At 61.9% G+C, this 15783-nt stretch carries 19 protein-coding genes; 6 read left to right on the top strand and 13 right to left on the bottom strand.

All coding sequences use genetic code 11. The annotated features are described in order from the left end of the window. Positions 1 to 273: 273 nt before the first annotated feature. From H0241_RS25860 to clpP, 3 genes are all read right to left on the bottom strand, one after another. Positions 274 to 1065, bottom strand: coding sequence for a hypothetical protein (locus H0241_RS25860; RefSeq protein WP_181060673.1), 792 nt, complete (start codon positions 1063 to 1065; stop codon positions 274 to 276). A gap of 168 nt (positions 1066 to 1233) precedes the next feature. Continuing rightward, on the bottom strand, positions 1234 to 2508 hold the full coding sequence (clpX, locus tag H0241_RS25865) for an ATP-dependent Clp protease ATP-binding subunit ClpX (RefSeq protein ID WP_023682305.1): 1275 nt from the start codon (positions 2506 to 2508) through the stop codon (positions 1234 to 1236). A gap of 294 nt (positions 2509 to 2802) precedes the next feature. Beyond that, a complete protein-coding gene (gene clpP / locus H0241_RS25870; RefSeq protein ID WP_181060674.1) occupies positions 2803 to 3432 on the bottom strand; it encodes an ATP-dependent Clp endopeptidase proteolytic subunit ClpP in 630 nt (209 codons plus the stop codon). 318 nt (positions 3433 to 3750) lie between these two features. Between clpP and H0241_RS25875 the strand changes: the two genes are divergently transcribed. The 3 genes from H0241_RS25875 (at position 3751) to H0241_RS25885 (ending at position 6776) form a co-directional block, all read left to right on the top strand. Next, on the top strand, positions 3751 to 4341 hold the full coding sequence (locus H0241_RS25875; protein ID WP_181060675.1) for a hypothetical protein: 591 nt from the start codon (positions 3751 to 3753) through the stop codon (positions 4339 to 4341). A 107-nt stretch (positions 4342 to 4448) separates the two neighbouring features. Continuing rightward, on the top strand, positions 4449 to 5696 hold the full coding sequence (locus tag H0241_RS25880) for a cytochrome P450 (RefSeq protein WP_181060676.1): 1248 nt from the start codon (positions 4449 to 4451) through the stop codon (positions 5694 to 5696). A 24-nt stretch (positions 5697 to 5720) separates the two neighbouring features. After that, on the top strand, positions 5721 to 6776 hold the full coding sequence (locus H0241_RS25885; RefSeq protein ID WP_181060677.1) for a hypothetical protein: 1056 nt from the start codon (positions 5721 to 5723) through the stop codon (positions 6774 to 6776). 30 nt (positions 6777 to 6806) lie between these two features. Here the strand turns inward: H0241_RS25885 and H0241_RS25890 are convergent, their stop codons facing one another. The 9 genes from H0241_RS25890 to H0241_RS25930 form a co-directional block, all read right to left on the bottom strand. After that, positions 6807 to 7109 (bottom strand): type II toxin-antitoxin system RelE/ParE family toxin, encoded by a 303-nt coding sequence (locus H0241_RS25890; protein ID WP_181060678.1) that lies wholly within the window; start codon positions 7107 to 7109, stop codon positions 6807 to 6809. Beyond that, positions 7106 to 7396: a ribbon-helix-helix domain-containing protein gene (locus H0241_RS25895; RefSeq protein WP_181060679.1), complete on the bottom strand. Its 291-nt coding sequence runs from the start codon at positions 7394 to 7396 to the stop codon at positions 7106 to 7108. Before H0241_RS25895 ends, H0241_RS25890 begins: the two co-directional genes overlap by 4 nt. A 101-nt stretch (positions 7397 to 7497) precedes the next feature. Continuing rightward, positions 7498 to 7845: a cupin domain-containing protein gene (locus tag H0241_RS25900; protein ID WP_181060680.1), complete on the bottom strand. Its 348-nt coding sequence runs from the start codon at positions 7843 to 7845 to the stop codon at positions 7498 to 7500. A gap of 92 nt (positions 7846 to 7937) precedes the next feature. Continuing rightward, positions 7938 to 9218, bottom strand: a complete 1281-nt coding sequence (locus tag H0241_RS25905; RefSeq protein ID WP_181060681.1) for an O-acetylhomoserine aminocarboxypropyltransferase — start codon at positions 9216 to 9218, stop codon at positions 7938 to 7940. Between the two features lie 169 nt (positions 9219 to 9387). Beyond that, a complete protein-coding gene (locus H0241_RS25910; protein WP_181060682.1) occupies positions 9388 to 9909 on the bottom strand; it encodes a CoA-binding protein in 522 nt (173 codons plus the stop codon). Next, on the bottom strand, positions 9906 to 10664 hold the full coding sequence (locus H0241_RS25915) for a GNAT family N-acetyltransferase (RefSeq protein WP_210285079.1): 759 nt from the start codon (positions 10662 to 10664) through the stop codon (positions 9906 to 9908). Before H0241_RS25915 ends, H0241_RS25910 begins: the two co-directional genes overlap by 4 nt. Positions 10665 to 10671: 7 nt before the next feature. Further along, positions 10672 to 11448, bottom strand: coding sequence for an AAA family ATPase (locus H0241_RS25920; RefSeq protein ID WP_181060684.1), 777 nt, complete (start codon positions 11446 to 11448; stop codon positions 10672 to 10674). 9 nt (positions 11449 to 11457) lie between these two features. Next, on the bottom strand, positions 11458 to 11880 hold the full coding sequence (locus tag H0241_RS25925; protein ID WP_181060685.1) for a VOC family protein: 423 nt from the start codon (positions 11878 to 11880) through the stop codon (positions 11458 to 11460). Between the two features lie 12 nt (positions 11881 to 11892). Then, entirely contained in the window at positions 11893 to 12714 is an 822-nt protein-coding gene (locus H0241_RS25930; protein ID WP_181060686.1) for an enoyl-CoA hydratase, read from the bottom strand. 152 nt (positions 12715 to 12866) lie between these two features. Here H0241_RS25930 and H0241_RS25935 point away from each other — a divergent pair, with 152 nt between their 5' ends. The 3 genes from H0241_RS25935 (at position 12867) to rpsI (ending at position 14503) form a co-directional block, all read left to right on the top strand. After that, positions 12867 to 13331, top strand: coding sequence for a PaaI family thioesterase (locus tag H0241_RS25935; protein ID WP_181060687.1), 465 nt, complete (start codon positions 12867 to 12869; stop codon positions 13329 to 13331). A 223-nt stretch (positions 13332 to 13554) separates the two neighbouring features. Further along, positions 13555 to 14019, top strand: a complete 465-nt coding sequence (gene rplM / locus H0241_RS25940) for a 50S ribosomal protein L13 (RefSeq protein WP_023669409.1) — start codon at positions 13555 to 13557, stop codon at positions 14017 to 14019. Position 14020: 1 nt separating this feature from the next. After that, entirely contained in the window at positions 14021 to 14503 is a 483-nt protein-coding gene (gene rpsI, locus H0241_RS25945) for a 30S ribosomal protein S9 (RefSeq protein WP_023669408.1), read from the top strand. A gap of 304 nt (positions 14504 to 14807) precedes the next feature. Here the strand turns inward: rpsI and H0241_RS25950 are convergent, their stop codons facing one another. Then, positions 14808 to 15707 (bottom strand): LysR family transcriptional regulator, encoded by a 900-nt coding sequence (locus H0241_RS25950; RefSeq protein ID WP_181060688.1) that lies wholly within the window; start codon positions 15705 to 15707, stop codon positions 14808 to 14810. Positions 15708 to 15783: the final 76 nt, after the last annotated feature.

A 15783-nucleotide genomic window follows, 5' to 3' on the forward strand; every position in this document is an offset into this window, starting at 1 on the left:
GAGCCAACCGCGAATCTCATATTAACGACCGTGGGTCGTTCCGCCTACCTCCGTTTGTGACGGGAGTTTTACAGCACAGAATTCGGCACCACGGCCTTCCAGTGTTAGTTGGATGCACGAGGGGCAAAGATCAAGGGTTAACGCCATCGGTTCCTCGGTATCGCGGCCGGTTCGCAGGAACGCGGCTCATCCGCAACAGCAAAAGAGGCGCAACATCAAGGCAGCGTTGCGGCGGCGGCGGAAAATTCCACTTCAACGGGGGCGCTTTGCCGATCAAACACCGGGCCTTGGAAAGAGCGGATTGCTCAAGAGGTTGGCCTCGATCTTGTCCCAGCCCTTGCGTGCGGCCCAGTCGAATGCCGCGAGGCCTTTTTCCGTGCGTTCCTCGGCATCCGTAAAATCCCGGAATACCAGCGCCTTGCCGACCCGGAAATAGGAGAACCACACCCAGGGGCGGCGGCAGAACCATCGTGCCACTTCCCAATGGAACTCGTCGATTGCAGCCTGAACCAACGGCCCCACGACAACCACCTGTTCCCATCTGAAGTAGTCCTGGTAGACACGGCGCTTGTCGTCGTTATCAGGTTCGCGGCCCGCCAGAGCCTGTTTTTGGGCATAGGCGATCGCATGCCGCAATGGTCCAGGCATGCGATCAGCCAGATGCGGATGGTCAGGGTCGAGCCGCAACAAATGCAGCGTCACCCAGGTTTCCATGAACACCACGCGGTTAATGTCGCGAAATTTGTCGACAAACTTGTCGTAGGAGGCGATGCGTTCCGCACGGGGCAAGCTCGAGGTTACGTCGATCACCGCAAGCACCCTCGCCGCGGCATCGGCCAGCTTGAGGTACCAGCGCGCCCACAAGGCGCCATGCGCGGCAATGATGGTAAAGGGGAAGCTGCGGCCGCCGCTTGTGTAGAGCTCGTAGTACGATGCAGCGCGCACAGCCATATCGTCGAGCGACCCGGCCCGCGCTTCAGCCTCGGCCCTTACCCGCGCCACGTCAGACGATATGCCGTCGTCCGCAACCGGTCCGAAGTCAACGTCAACGATTGCCGAGACCATTCGCTACCCCACTGCCCGCCGAGAGCTTAGTGGCGCCGGGATAACATCTCACAAATTTGCTGATTCAAATGCGACCTAACGTTGCAGGCGCCAGCCGTTTCAATCCGCCAAAAACAAACGGCGCCCGCAGGCGCCGTTCAAAATCAAAGGGTTTTGCCGTCAAACAGCTTACGCGCTGACGTTGCCCTTCTTTTCCTTCTGCTCGGAATAGATGTAGAGCGGCCGGGCGCTGCCGGTCACCACTTCTTCCGAAATCACCACTTCACGCACGCCTTCCAGCGCCGGCAGTTCGAACATGGTGTCGAGCAGGATCGCTTCCATGATCGAGCGCAGGCCGCGGGCGCCGGTCTTGCGCTCGATGGCGCGCTTGGCGATCGCCGACAATGCATTCTCGTGGAAGGTCAGGTCGACACTCTCCATTTCGAACAGCCGCTGATACTGCTTGACCAGCGCGTTCTTCGGCTCGGTCAGGATCTGGATCAGCGCCGGCTCGTCGAGGTCTTCCAGCGTCGCCAGAACCGGCAGACGGCCGACAAACTCGGGAATGAGGCCGAACTTCAAGAGATCCTCGGGCTCGACCAGGCGGAAGACATCGCCGGTGCGGCGATCTTCGGGCGAAGCGACGATGGCGCCAAAGCCGATCGAAGTCTTGCGGCCGCGATCCGAGATGATCTTGTCCAGCCCGGCGAAGGCGCCGCCGCAGATGAACAGGATGTTGGCGGTGTCGACCTGCAGGAATTCCTGCTGCGGATGCTTCCTGCCGCCCTGCGGCGGCACGGAGGCGACCGTGCCTTCCATGATCTTCAGAAGCGCCTGCTGCACGCCCTCGCCCGACACGTCGCGGGTGATCGAGGGGTTGTCGGACTTGCGCGAAATCTTGTCGATTTCGTCAATGTAGACGATGCCGCGCTGGGCGCGTTCGACATTGTAGTCGGCCGACTGCAAGAGCTTCAGGATGATGTTTTCGACGTCCTCACCGACATAGCCGGCTTCGGTCAGCGTCGTGGCGTCGGCCATGGTGAAGGGCACATCGATGATGCGGGCCAGCGTCTGGGCCAGCAGCGTCTTGCCGCAGCCGGTCGGGCCGATCAGCAGGATGTTGGACTTCGCCAGTTCGACGTCGTTGTTCTTGCCTGCATGCGCCAGGCGCTTGTAGTGGTTGTGAACGGCCACCGACAGCACGCGCTTGGCGTAGGGCTGGCCGATGACATAGTCGTCGAGAACCTTCAGGATCTCCTGCGGGGTCGGCACGCCCTCGCGCGACTTCACCATCGAGGTCTTGTTCTCCTCGCGGATGATGTCCATGCAGAGCTCGACGCACTCGTCGCAGATGAACACCGTTGGCCCGGCGATCAGCTTGCGCACCTCGTGCTGGCTTTTGCCGCAAAACGAGCAATAAAGCGTGTTCTTGGAATCACCGCTGTTGTTGCCGACTTTGCTCATTTTCCTGTCCTTTCATCGCCGCCCGCCGATGGTCTGGCTGAAAGGGCGCATATTCTATCTATCGCGGGAATTCGCCGCCGCCAGTGTCCCGGCTCCCGCAACGCAATCCGTACGAAACACAAATCAGAAAACGTAGCAATGATTCGCGCCAACCCCGCACAAAGCTAAGCCGTCGAAAATCAACATAGCATTAACGTAGGCAATCCCATCCACCGAGGGAACAGCCAATTGTGGCCGAAATGCCGCAAATCCCAGCAAAAGCGCGTTATCCCGCCATCCAACTGCCATGCAGCCTTATGCGGCGGCGCCTTCGGCCGGTTCGCGCGACGAAATGACCTTGTCGATGAGGCCGAAATCCCTGGCTTCGTCGGCGGTCATGAAATGGTCGCGGTCGAGCGTCCGTTCTATCTCCTCGTAGCTCTTGCCGGTGTGCTTGACATAGACCTCGTTGAGACGGCGCTTCAGCTTGATGATGTCCTGGGCGTGGCGCTCGATGTCGGAGGCCTGGCCCTGGAAGCCGCCCGAAGGCTGGTGCACCATGATGCGGGCGTTCGGCGTGGCAAAGCGCATGTCCTTGTGGCCGGCGGTCAAAAGCAGCGACCCCATTGACGCCGCCTGGCCGATGCACAGCGTCGATACCGCCGGCTTGATGAACTGCATGGTGTCGTAGATCGCCATGCCCGACGTCACCACGCCACCCGGCGAGTTGATGTAGAGGTTGATCTCTTTCTTCGGGTTCTCGGCCTCGAGGAACAAAAGCTGTGCACAAACCAGCGTCGCCATGCCGTCTTCGACCGGGCCGGTGATGAAAATGATGCGCTCCTTCAGGAGGCGCGAGAAAATGTCGTAAGCCCGCTCGCCGCGATTGGTCTGCTCGACCACCATCGGAACGAGGTTCATGTAGGTTTCGACGGGGTTCTTCATGGACTATCCCTTTTTGGAGATGGGGATTCCGGCGCCGGGAACATTAGCAATCGGGCAGAATCGGTTCTGGACGGTTAGGATGTAAATAGGATGCCGGCTCACCCTAGCGCAAGGCCGCCTTCTCCTAGCCATCTGGTTAAGTCGAATCAAGGTTTCCGCGCAAGGGGAAGCCCGAGCGCGGCCAGCCGCGTTTTCGGGTGTAGCAATTCCTTAACCGCATCGCTTAACGAAATGCGGTGAAACCGCTTTCCCCAGGAGAACCATACCCTACAATTCAACGTTGAACCTGCGTTCTCGCGTTCAAACAGGGGGAATGCCATGATCAGGAAAACGGCTTCCTTGGCCATTGCCGGCCTTGCCGGCCTCGGCATGGTGTCCGAGGCGGTCGCCGGCGGCCGCGCCGTCGAATGCTATGAGCCGGTGCACAGGCCAGCGCTCTATGACACCGTGTATGAAGACGTCATGGTCAGCCCCGGCGGGCAGTTGGTCGATTACGACCCGCCGATCTACGGCACGCTCGAGCGCGTCGAGCAGATCGCGCCGCCTCGCGTCACCTATGAGGTCGTGCCGGCCAGAACCCGCACCGTTTACCGCACGGTCCAGGTCGACAATGGCGGCTATGCCTGGGAGTGGCGCGTCATCCATGGCCGCCGGGTGCTGTGCAAGGTCTGGCGCAAGGCCCGCTATGCGCGTGTCGCCGAAACGGTGGTCGTTGAACCGGAGCGCACCCGCCGGGTTGTGCTGCCGGCCGAATATGAAAGCGTCGCCCATGAAGTGCTGGTGCGACCGGAGCGGCGGCACGTCACCGAGATTGCACCGTCATACCAGAGGGTTGCGCGCCGGGTGGTGGTGCAGGAAGGCTCAACCAGCTGGCGCCGCGTGCATATTGCGAGGCACTGCCAGGACTAGAGCTCGGCACGTCGTTGAGGGCCGTGTCGGTTGGCTCAATCCATTGGCCCCTCGGTGGCCAACATACGGTCTGGCATCAGGCTAGGAAGGCGCGCTAATGGTCTGGCATGACCAAATCCTCGCCGCCCTACCTCACCTTTGACCCAGCCGCCTGCCGCTTGCGGCTCGATCCGCACGAGCCAGCATTTTTCCAGAACCCTTACGACGCCTATGCCTTCCTGCATGGCGCCTCGAACGCCTTCTTCTGGGAGGAGTTCGGCTTCTGGTGTTTTGGCGGCTTCGACGACGTCAACCGTCTGCTGCGCGACCGCCGTTTCGGCCGCCAGAACCCGGCTGGCATCCCCGACAGCCGCGGCATCGGCGAAGATCGCACGCATTTGATCGCCTTCGACGGCATCGAGACCAATTCGATGCTGGAGCTGGAGCCGCCGGTGCACACAAGGCTGCGGACACTGGTCAACCGCGCCTTCGTCTCGCGCCAGGTCGAGCGGCTGAGACCGCGCGTCGAAGCGCTGGCCAATGAGCTGATCGACCGGTTCGAACCGGCAGAAGTCGATCTATTGCGCGCCTTCGCCGCGCCCTTGCCGATCACCATCATCGCCGAAATGCTTGGCGTGCCGGTCGAAATGGGGCCGCAACTGCTCGACTGGTCGCACCAGATGGTCGCCATGTACATGCATGGTCGCACGCGCGAAACCGAGGAGATGGCCAATCGCGCCGCGCGCGATTTTTCCGACTTTTTGCGCGGCTATGTCGCCAAGCGGCGCAAGCAGCCGGGCGACGATTTGTTGTCGCTGCTGATTGCGGCGCAGGAGGACGGCCAGAAACTGTCCGAAGACGAACTGGTCTCGTCCGCCATCCTTTTGCTCAATGCCGGCCACGAGGCGACGGTGCACCAGACCGGCAACGCCGTGCGCACGCTGCTGGCGCAAGGTGGCGACCCCGGCCGCTTCTTCACCTCGCCGGAGGCGACCGCGGCCACCGTCGAGGAGTGCCTGCGCTTCGATGCACCGCTGCACATGTTCACCCGCTATGCCTATCAGGAGATCGAGGTAATTCCGGGCGTTGTCGTACAACCGGGCGAGACGATCGGCCTGCTGCTCGGCATGGCCAACCATGACCCCGTCGCCTTTGCCGAACCAGGCGCCTTCCGGCCCGGCCGGCCGGACCAGAAAAATGTCTCGTTTGGCGCCGGTATTCATTTCTGCATCGGTGCGCCGCTGGCGCGGCTTGAATTGCAGGTGTCGCTGAAAACGCTGTTCGAGCGGCAGCCGCAACTCCATCTTGCGGAGCAGCCGCGCTTCCGCGACACTTACCACTTCCATGGGCTGGAAAGGCTCGCCGTCGGTTTCTGACGATTGCGGCCGCGGGGTTGCGAGATGAGACTGTTTTCGATGCGCGCGGTCTGGTTCGCGCTGGTGGTCGCGTGCACGGGCATCGCCGGTGCGCTCGCCGAACAGCAACCGGAAAACATCCCGCAGGAAAACAGCGACGCCATCGCCCGTACCCTGGCAGGACCCCTGCTCCAACGCCAGACAGGCACCGCGGTGGCAGACGACAAGTTCTGGGCCTATGAGGTCGATTTCAATCTCGACGGGTTCTCCGAACTCTACGCATATGTCCCGGATCCAGCCTGCGACGGAGTAAAGTGCGGGATTTTCCTTTTCGTGCTGGAAGGCGACAACTACCGCGAGCTTCTCGGCGACATTCCGGGCGCAAGGCTGACGCACACGGACAGGGTCGGGCTCGGCGCCTTCAAACGCAACGGCTTCATCGACCTGCAGCTCGACGAGAAGCTGTTTGGCTGGACGGGCGATCGCTATGCTGATGTTTCGACCTTCCCTGCCACGTCGCTCGACGGTGCCGCCTTCATTGCTGCCTGCCAGAAAAGCAGATCAAACGAGCAGCCCGAAGAAGGCGAGACCGAAAGGGTCGCCGGAGAATGCCAATGCCAGTTCAACCGCTTTCAGGCGATCGGCTTCACACAGGCCGACCTCGATCAATATGCGGCCTCTCTGGGCGATAAATTCGACTATCCCAGTGGCGACAAGGAAAAGGCCTGGCAGGCCATCGCCACGAACGCAAGCGATACCGCAACCGGCTGCGATATCATCGGCGGCAAAAGCCAATGGCAGCCGGCCTACTTCAACCATGGCGACCAGACGCAAGAGAAACTCGAATTCAACGAGTTCATCAGCGCCTGCCCTACGCAGGATTTCATCCTGACCAACCGCAAGATCGGCTCGCCGGATAGGGCGCTTGGACTCTGCGGCTGCCTGGCACGCGAAATGCCGACGCAAGGGATAACGCAGGCGGGGCTCGACCTGGTGACGCGCTATTACCGCGACGAAATATCGGACAGCGATGCCGAGGCCGAAGATGCGCTGGCGATGCACGATAAGGCATCGGAAGCCTGCCTCAGTTCGTTTCCGTAGTAGTCATATTCACGCGGCGCCATCCCTGGTTCAATCCTCGTCGGGGAGTTCGAGCGTACGTCCGGCGTAGAGAATCCGCAGGATGATCACGGTATCTCCGGTGACTTCAAATGCAATGGTAGCACGACGGCGCCAGCCAACGGTGCGCAAGCCTAGAGCAATCTCGTCATGACGTGTGCCCCGCTCGGGAAATGTCTCGAAGCTCAGGCAATAGTCGACAATACGTCCGACAAAATTCAGCGCCGTATTGACGCCCGCCTTTGGTGCTAATTCGGCCAGCAACTCGGCAATGTCTTGTTGTGCCGCGGCGTGAAACCTTACCCGGTATTTCATGCACCAGTGCGCGGCTTGGCAGTGACTTTTCGAGCGTAGTCCGAAAGGTTTTTGCGCACCTCTTCTGCCGTCAGCAGCCGTTCCGGGTGCGCGCGGGCATCCTCAAGGGTCGGCACCACTTCCTCCAGCAACCAACGCTGCATAGCCGAATCCCGCGCAGCCAGGGTGCGCAGGCCATCACGGATAACTTCGCTTTCGCTGGCATATTTGCCTGAGGAAACCTTATCCTTCACCATCTGCGCGAGGTCGTGCGGCAGGGTGATGGTCAGCGGCTGGGTCGTTCGCATGGTTGCATCCTTCCGGTCCCTAACACTATAACATAGTGTATGACTAAGTCATACACTATGCCGAGATTGGATCGCTGGACCAGAGCGCTTGCACCGCGAAATCAGAGCTTGATCACATACTCCTTGCGAGTCGTTTCAAGCACCTCCCAGCTACCTCTAAAGCCGGGCCTGAGCACAAAACTGTCGCCGGCGCGCACCGTGCGCGCCTCGCCGCCATCCTCGGCCACCACCGAGACGCCGGACAGGATGTGGCAGAACTCCCATTCGTCATAGACGATGCGCCATTTGCCCGGCGTCGCTTCCCAGATCCCGGCATAGAGGCCGCCGTCACGCTCCTCGACATTCCATGTGCGGAATTTTGGATCGCCCGCAATCAGGCGGTCCGGCGCCGGTGCGCCATGTTCGGCGTCGACGCTGTCGGTCGATATGGTCAGGTAATGCGCGGACAAGAATTTCCTCCCTGACAGAGCTGGTTTGCGCCGGCTCAACCCCCACCCCGGCGCTGTGCGCCGACCCTCCCCACAAGGGGGAGGGTAAAAGATCAAACCTTGGCCAGGGCCTGTTCCAGATCGGCGACGATGTCGTTGACATCCTCGATGCCGATCGAAAGCCGGACCGTGTCCGGTCCCGCACCCGCCTTGACCTTCTGCTCGTCGGAAAGCTGGCGGTGCGTGGTCGAGGCCGGGTGGATGACCAGCGACTTGGTGTCGCCGACATTGGCGAGGTGCGAGAACAGTTCGAGCGCCTCGACGAACTTGACACCGGCCTGGTAGCCGCCCTTCAGGCCGAAGGTGAAGACAGCGCCGGCGCCGAGCGGCGAGTACTTCTTCTGCAGCGCGTTGTTCTTGTCGCTGGGCAGGCCGGGATAATTCACCCAGGCGACCTTGGGATGATTGGATAGCCAGCCGGCGACGGTGACCGCATTGTCGCAGTGGCGCTGCATCCTGAGTGGCAAGGTTTCCAGGCCGGTGAGGATCAGGAAGGCGTTGAAGGGCGAAATCGCCGGGCCGATGTCGCGCAGCCCAAGCACGCGCGCGCCGATGGCAAAGGCGAAGTTGCCGAAGGTTTCGTGCAGGACGATGCCGCCATATTCGGGGCGCGGTTCCGACAGCATCGGATATTTGCCCGATTTCGACCAGTCGAAGGTGCCGCCGTCGACAATGGCGCCGCCGATCGAATTGCCGTGGCCGCCGATGAACTTGGTCAGCGAATGGACGACGATGTCGGCGCCGTGCTCAATCGGCCGCACCAGATAGGGCGAGGCCAGCGTGTTGTCGACGATCAGCGGCAGGCCATGCTTGCGGGCGATGTCGCCGATCTTCTCGATGTCGACAAATTCGCCGCCCGGATTGGCCAGGCTCTCGATGAAGATCGCCTTTGTCTTGTCGTCGATCTGGCTCTCGAAGGTCGAGATGTCGTTGGTATCGGCCCAGCGTACCTGCCAGTCGAAATTCTTGAAAGCGTGGCCGAACTGGTTGATCGAGCCGCCGTAAAGCCTTGTCGCGGCGACGAAATTGTCGCCGGGTCGCATGAGATTGTGGAACACCAGAACCTGCGCGGCATGGCCGGAGGCGACGGCGAGTGCGGCCGTGCCGCCTTCAAGCGCCGCGATCCGCTCCTCCAGCACCGCCTGGGTCGGGTTCATGATGCGGGTGTAGATGTTGCCGAACGCCTTCAGCCCGAACAGCGAGGCGGCATGATCGGCATCGTCGAAGACGAAGGAGGTTGTCTGATAGATCGGCGTGGCGCGCGCACCCGTCGCCGGGTCTGGCTTGGCGCCGGCATGGACGGCGAGCGTGCTGAAACCGGGCGTACGGGTCATCGAAACCTCCCTTTCTGAAAACTTCTGAAATCGCCGGGCATTGTTGGCGAAGCCCGGGCGCGAAAGCAAAGAAGAAAATACCTTTCGGCGGACGATCTACGATCAACGCGCTAGGAAATCCATTTCTTCCCGGAATAATCTTGCGCCTACGGCGCTTCGGCGACATGCGTCATTTCTGGCGCACGCCGAAGCTCTGGAATCCCGAGCGCATCAGCGGCTTTTTCGACGATAGAACCCCTGAATTGACGCCGGTCCAGCCGATCTCGCCGGACAGCTTGCCGTATTCGATCTTGGGGCAGCGGTTCATCACCACCTTGATGCCGGCCGCCTCGGCGCGCGCGGCGGCCTCTTCATTGCGCACGCCAAGCTGCATCCAGACGACCTTCGGCAAGGGATCGAGCTTCAGCACCGCATCGACAATGCCGGGCACCGCTGCCGAGGCGCGAAAGATGTCGACCATGTCGACCGGCTCCGGCAGATCGGCAAGGCTGGCATACGTCATGCGGCCGAGGATTTCCTTGCCGGCCTGCCCAGGATTGATCGGGAACACCAAAAAGCCCTTGGCCAGCAGATATTTCAGCACGAAAAAGCTTGGCCTGACGTCATTGGCCGACGCGCCGACCATGGCGATGGTCTTCACCGAATTGAGGATGCCGCCGATATAGGCATTGTCGTAGGCGTCGTGGTTCATGCGGCAATTGCCTTCCTGCGGTAGTGATAGCGGTAGAGTTCCTGGGTAAACCCAAGCGAGGCGTAGAGCGCGCGGCCCGGCGCGTTGTCCGCAACGACCTGCAGGCAGGCCGCTGTGGCGCCGGCACGCCGCGCCCAGCCGATCAGGCTGCCGACCGTCTTGCGACCGAGGCCCTGCTGCCGAAACCGGCTGTCGGTCTCGACCGACTCCACCACAAGCAGCCCATCGCGGATGACGCCATAGGCCAAGGCGGCAATTTCGCTGTCGCGCTCGCAGGACACGAACGCCTTGTCGCCGACGATCAGCCCAGGCATTTCGCGAAAAACGCGGCGATCCGTGTCGTCATAAGCGCCCATGCGGAATCGCGCCGCGAACCAGTCCTCATCAGGCGTAGGCGAAACGGTGACGTGCTCGTCGCTGACATCAGCCAGCTCGTCGATCGCGCCGTAGAGATGAATGGTTCCGCCTTCGAGGTCGTAGCCTTGGCGGTCGAGGAGCGCGTCCATCTCGGCGGCGATGTCGGCAACCCGAAACAGCGGCGTCTGGCCATGGCCGGCATAGAATGCCTCGGCCGCCTCAAGCACCTTGTCAGGCGCACAGCGTCGGCCGCGCAAGGGATTGACCGAGTTGCTGCGGCGGATCCGGCCGCCGGAGCGCCTGAGCAGCCAGCCGTCGACTTCTGTCTCGACGGCTGCGGGCCAGGCTTCGCGGCAAGCCTGTTCGCTCCGCCAGTTCAGATCGTCGACGTCGTTCATCTGCACATCACTCTTCGTCTTCCCGCAGCGCCTCTTCCATAAACGCCTGCGGGTCGGTGCAGAAGTCGCGCATCATGCGAAAATGATCGGTGTCGCTGAAATCTGTGGGGTCGAGGCCGAAGCGGCTGATGCGAAACAGCCGCGCGCCGGGACAAGCCATCAGCAGCGGCGAGTGCGTGGCCATGATCACTTGCGCGGTGCCCGACTGGTCCATGCGCCGCAGCATCTTGAGCAATTCGATCTGGCGCGACGGCGACAGCGCGCTTTCGGGCTCGTCGAGGATATAGATGCCTTGCCGGCGACAGCGCTCCTCGAAAAAGCGGATGAACCCCTCGCCGTGCGACCACGACAAAAAGTCCGGCGGCGTCCCGCCGGACTCCCTTGCCGCCTCGTCGAGGTAACGGGCAACGGAATAGAAGGATTCAGCGCGGAAGAACCAACCGGCGGTAACCTTCGGCAGCCAGTGGCAACGAAAACTATTGGCCAGCCCGGCACCGCTGTTGTCGATGGCACGAGAATGGTCGACCGGCCGATAGCCCTTGCCGCCGCCGGCCTCATCGTAGCCGGCCAGAGCGCCGATGGCTTCCAGCAGCGTGGATTTTCCGGTGCCGTTTTCACCGACAATGATGGTGATCGGCGTGGTGAATTCGAGCTCGAATTCGCGGCCGCGAAACAGCGGCAGGTTCCAGGGGTATTTTTCCCAATCCTCGACCCGAGTCGGTTCGAGCAGGATGCGCTTGAGATAAGGCGCCTTCAGCCGCGTCAGTTGCTTGCGATAGGCCATTCGGACCGATCAGCCCGGCAGCGAGATGGTGCCGTCTTCCGCGATCGGAAAGGCCGGATTGTGCGCGACTTCCCAGACATGGCCATCGGCATCGGCGAAATAACCGTACCACCCGCCCCAGAAGGCGCGCCCTGCCGGCTTGACGATCCTGCCGCCGGCTTTTTCCGCCATGGCGAGCACCTCGTCGACTTCGGCGTCGGAGCGGGTGTTGTAGGCGAGGTAGACCGCCGACGGCGCCTTGGCGAAGGTGACGCCTGAATCTTCTTCGGCGCTTTCGCGCGGAAACAGACCGAGAATGACGCCGCCCATTTGGAAGAAAGCGACGCCGTCGGTGATGCCGGCATGACGCTTCAGACCCATTGCCTCGTAGAAGCGCACGGCGCGCTCGAGATCGTCGGTGGCGATGGTGATGATCGAGATGCGGGGTTCCATGGGTCGAAAAACCTATTCCTCCGACCATTCCGGCTTGCGCTTGCCGATAAAGGCGCCGATGCCTTCTTCCGCATCGCGCGCCAGCATGTTCTCGACCATGATGCGGCCGGTATAGGCGTAGGCGTCGGCCAGCCCCATCTCGGCCTGCGCGTAAAAGGCTTCCTTGCCGGTCTTGATCACCAAAGATGATTTGGAAGCAATGGTTTGCGCGTATTTGGTGACTATCTGATTCAAATATTCGCGCGGCACGACGCGGTTGACCAGGCCGAACTCCTTGGCCGTTGCCGCATCGATGGTCTCGCCGGTCAGAAGCATCTCCATGGCGTGCTTGCGCGACACGTTGCGCGACAGCGCCACCATCGGCGTCGAGCAGAACAGGCCGATATTGACGCCCGGCGTGCAGAAAGTGGCCTCATGCGAGGCAATGGCGAGGTCGCAGCTGGCGACCAGCTGCAGCCCGGCGGCGGTGGCAAGACCATCGACTTCGGCGATCACCGGGAGTGGATGGCGTACAATCTGCTGCATCAGGGCCGTGCAGGCCGAAAATGTCTGCTCGAAGAACGCCTTGCCCTTATCCGCGTCGGCACGCCGTGCGGTCAGTTCCTTGAGGTCATGGCCGGCACAGAAAACCTTTCCGGCCGCTGCCAGGACGATGACACGAACGGATTTATTCGCCTTGGCGTCCTCGAGTTCGGCACTCAGCGCCGCCATGACGGCAAGCGACAAGGCATTGGCGGGCGGGTTGGCGAGCGTCAGGCGCAGCACGCCCTTGTCCAGCCGGGCGATGACCGGCCCATCTATGGCAGCAGGTTTGATGGCAAGGATTTCGGCCATGATAGGTCTCCGCGATTCCGCTGGGCTCCGCCAGACTATCTAATATCGGATCGGGTTTCATCAACACCCATCGCTTGCGCCAGAAAGGTGAAGGTGTTGCCAGAAACGCGCCATTGCGTTCATACAGGCCCGGCATAGAACGAGAGACCGACATGCCCGCCCAGGACAATCTCAAGCCGGTACTGACGGCGACCGAAGTCAATGCGCTGATGGCCAGCGTCTACCCGCAGCTCAACGACGAATTCACTTCATACGAGGCGCTTGACGTATTCCCTGGCGGCTGCACGGTGCGGCTCAACGCCAACGAACGGCATTTGCGTCCCGGCGGCACGGTATCGGGGCCGTCATTGTTCACGCTGGCCGACATTGGCGGCTATGCCTGCGTGCTCAGCCATGCCGGGCCGGACGCGCTCTCGGTCACCACCAACCTCAACATCAATTTCATGCGCAAGGCCGAGGCCGGGCCGATCGACGGCCATTGCCGCATTCTGAAGCTGGGCAAGAGCCTGATGGTGTTCGATATCGACATCGTCGCCGGACCGGAGGGACACACGGTAGCCCATGCCACAGGCACCTATTCGATCCCGCCGAAACGAGCGGACAATGTGGTAAAATAATACCTTTTTACTAAGCCATTGTTTTTTCTATACTTTGTGCGCTAACGCGCTTTTCCTGCGCCTTGACGCGTAAAGTCCCCTCGCCTATAAGCCCTCCCGAAGCAGCGGCCCGCAAAGGCCGCCGTTTTGTTATTGGCGGCGGGCAAGCGCTTTTCGCCAATCCAAGCAACAAGAAACGCCTTCTCCATCATTTGGGGTAGGTCCAAACCGAAAGCAGAAATCCATGGCAACCTTTTCGCAGAAGCCTGCGGATGTGGTGAAGAAGTGGGTGCTGATCGACGCCGAGGGTCTCGTCGTCGGCCGTCTCGCCACTGTCATCGCCAATCATCTTCGCGGCAAACACAAGCCCACCTTCACCCCTCATGTCGACGACGGCGATAACGTCATCGTCATCAACGCCGACAAGGTGGTGTTCACCGGCAAGAAGTTCACCGACAAGGTCTATTACTGGCACACCGGTCACCCCGGCGGCATCAAGGAGCGCACCGCGCGCCAGTTGCTCGAGGGCCGTTTCCCCGAGCGTGTCGTCGAGAAGGCCGTCGAACGCATGATCCCGCGCGGGCCCCTCGGCCGTCGCCAGATGAAGAACCTCCGCGTCTATGCAGGCACGGAACATCCGCATGTCGCCCAGCAGCCCGTCACCCTCGACGTCGGCGCGCTGAACGCCAAGAACAAGAAGGTTGCATAAGATGGCTGAGCTTTCCTCGCTCGCAGAATTGGGCGCCGCTACCGGCAACACCAACACCCAGCCGGCAGCACCCGTCCATGTCCAGAAGCTCGACAAGTCGGGCCGCGCCTATGCCACCGGCAAGCGCAAGAACGCCATTGCGCGCGTCTGGGTGAAGCCGGGTTCCGGCAAGATCGTCGTCAACGACAAGGAATTCGCGACCTATTTCGCGCGTCCGGTCCTGCAGATGATCCTCAACCAGCCGATCATCGCTTCCAACCGCGCCGGCCAGTACGACATCGTCGCCACCGTCATCGGCGGCGGCCTGTCCGGCCAGGCCGGTGCCGTTCGTCACGGCATCTCCAAGGCGCTGACCTATTACGAGCCGGCACTGCGCGCCGTGCTCAAGAAGGGCGGCTTCCTGACCCGCGACAGCCGCGTCGTCGAGCGCAAGAAGTACGGCAAGGCGAAGGCTCGCCGCTCGTTCCAGTTTTCCAAGCGCTAAGAAGCGCTTGGGGCCAAGTTCTCGAAGCGCTAAGCGCTACGACATTCAAGACATCGAAAAGGCCGCCTCCGGGCGGCCTTTTTGTTTTTGCGTCTCGGCAGTCACCCCACCCGCGCCTTCGGCGCGACCTCCCCATCGAGGGGAGGTAGGAGGTCGCGGCAGTTTCGCCGCCCGAACAATCCACAATGGTCCAGCTGATACCAAGCCAATCGCCCGACTGAAGGGCGCGACGCCTACCTCCCCTCGATGGGGAGGTAGGCGCGCAGCACCGGGTGGGGTGATGGCGCCGACCTCGGTTCAAGTCTCAGAACTTGCCGGCCTTGATGAAATCGATAAACGCCCGCAGCGGCGCCGGCACCAGGCGCCGTCCCGGATAATAGAGGAACGGCCCGGGAAAGCTCTGCCACCAAGGTTCGAGCACCGGCTCAAGGGCGCCGCTCTCGAAGTGAGGGCGAAGCCAGCCCTCGAAGAGAGCGATGATGCCGCTGCCGGCAATCGCCGCATGGACGGCAAGGTCGCTCGCGCCGCCAATCCGCACAATCAGTGGCCCCGTCGTGTCGATCCGCACCACCTCGCCATCGCGCTCAAACTCCCATGGCAGCATTGCACCGCTGGCAAAGCGGCCGCGCAGGCAGGAGTGGCCAAGCAGGTCGCTAGGATGTTGCGGCCGCCCATGAAGATCCAGATAGGCAGGGCTGGCGGCAGTGGCGAAATGCTGCACGCGTGGTCCAATCGGCACCGCTATCATGTCCTGTTCCAGCCGCTCGTCGTAGCGGATGCCTGCGTCACACCCGGCCGCCAGCACGTCGACAAAATTCTCGTCGGCGATCACCTCCAGCCGGATACCGGGGTAGGCCGCGAGAAAACCCGGGACGATGTCGGGCAGGATCAGCCGCGCGGCGCTGACCGGCACGTTGAGGCGCAGCGAGCCTGCCGGCCGGTCGCGAAAGCCATTGACCACGTCGAGAGCCGCCTCCACCTCCGACAGCGCCGGGCCAAGCCGTCCGAGCAGGCTGAGGCCTGCTTCGGTCGGAACAACGCTGCGTGTCGTGCGGTTGAACAGCCTGACGCCGAGCTGCGTCTCCAGGCGGCGCACCGCCTCGCTCAAACCCGACGCGCTGCCGCCACTGGCGCGAGCCCCTTCGCGAAAACCGCCGGCACGCGCCACCGCCACGAAGGCGTTCAGATCGCCAAGGTCCATCATTGTTCGCCATTCCGCACAAGCTGTGCGGATTGTACCTTATTATCCCGAGGTTGAGCAGCGTCTATCTTCGCCTCCT

It is taken from the genome of Mesorhizobium neociceri (genome assembly GCF_013520985.1).
GTDB classification, from domain to species: domain Bacteria; phylum Pseudomonadota; class Alphaproteobacteria; order Rhizobiales; family Rhizobiaceae; genus Mesorhizobium; species Mesorhizobium neociceri.

Coding starts and splice junctions, on each gene's coding strand:
- H0241_RS25930 (WP_181060686.1), bottom strand. CDS start 12,714: ATGGCCGAAATCCTTGCCATCAAACCTGCTGCCATAGATGGGCCGGTC.
- H0241_RS25880 (WP_181060676.1), top strand. CDS start 4,449: ATGACCAAATCCTCGCCGCCCTACCTCACCTTTGACCCAGCCGCCTGC.
- clpX (WP_023682305.1), bottom strand. CDS start 2,508: ATGAGCAAAGTCGGCAACAACAGCGGTGATTCCAAGAACACGCTTTAT.
- rplM (WP_023669409.1), top strand. CDS start 13,555: ATGGCAACCTTTTCGCAGAAGCCTGCGGATGTGGTGAAGAAGTGGGTG.
- H0241_RS25915 (WP_210285079.1), bottom strand. CDS start 10,664: ATGAACGACGTCGACGATCTGAACTGGCGGAGCGAACAGGCTTGCCGC.
- H0241_RS25935 (WP_181060687.1), top strand. CDS start 12,867: ATGCCCGCCCAGGACAATCTCAAGCCGGTACTGACGGCGACCGAAGTC.
- H0241_RS25920 (WP_181060684.1), bottom strand. CDS start 11,448: ATGGCCTATCGCAAGCAACTGACGCGGCTGAAGGCGCCTTATCTCAAG.
- H0241_RS25890 (WP_181060678.1), bottom strand. CDS start 7,109: ATGAAATACCGGGTAAGGTTTCACGCCGCGGCACAACAAGACATTGCC.
- H0241_RS25925 (WP_181060685.1), bottom strand. CDS start 11,880: ATGGAACCCCGCATCTCGATCATCACCATCGCCACCGACGATCTCGAG.
- H0241_RS25910 (WP_181060682.1), bottom strand. CDS start 9,909: ATGAACCACGACGCCTACGACAATGCCTATATCGGCGGCATCCTCAAT.
- H0241_RS25875 (WP_181060675.1), top strand. CDS start 3,751: ATGATCAGGAAAACGGCTTCCTTGGCCATTGCCGGCCTTGCCGGCCTC.
- rpsI (WP_023669408.1), top strand. CDS start 14,021: ATGGCTGAGCTTTCCTCGCTCGCAGAATTGGGCGCCGCTACCGGCAAC.
- H0241_RS25860 (WP_181060673.1), bottom strand. CDS start 1,065: ATGGTCTCGGCAATCGTTGACGTTGACTTCGGACCGGTTGCGGACGAC.
- H0241_RS25905 (WP_181060681.1), bottom strand. CDS start 9,218: ATGACCCGTACGCCCGGTTTCAGCACGCTCGCCGTCCATGCCGGCGCC.
- H0241_RS25950 (WP_181060688.1), bottom strand. CDS start 15,707: ATGATGGACCTTGGCGATCTGAACGCCTTCGTGGCGGTGGCGCGTGCC.
- clpP (WP_181060674.1), bottom strand. CDS start 3,432: ATGAAGAACCCCGTCGAAACCTACATGAACCTCGTTCCGATGGTGGTC.
- H0241_RS25895 (WP_181060679.1), bottom strand. CDS start 7,396: ATGCGAACGACCCAGCCGCTGACCATCACCCTGCCGCACGACCTCGCG.
- H0241_RS25885 (WP_181060677.1), top strand. CDS start 5,721: ATGAGACTGTTTTCGATGCGCGCGGTCTGGTTCGCGCTGGTGGTCGCG.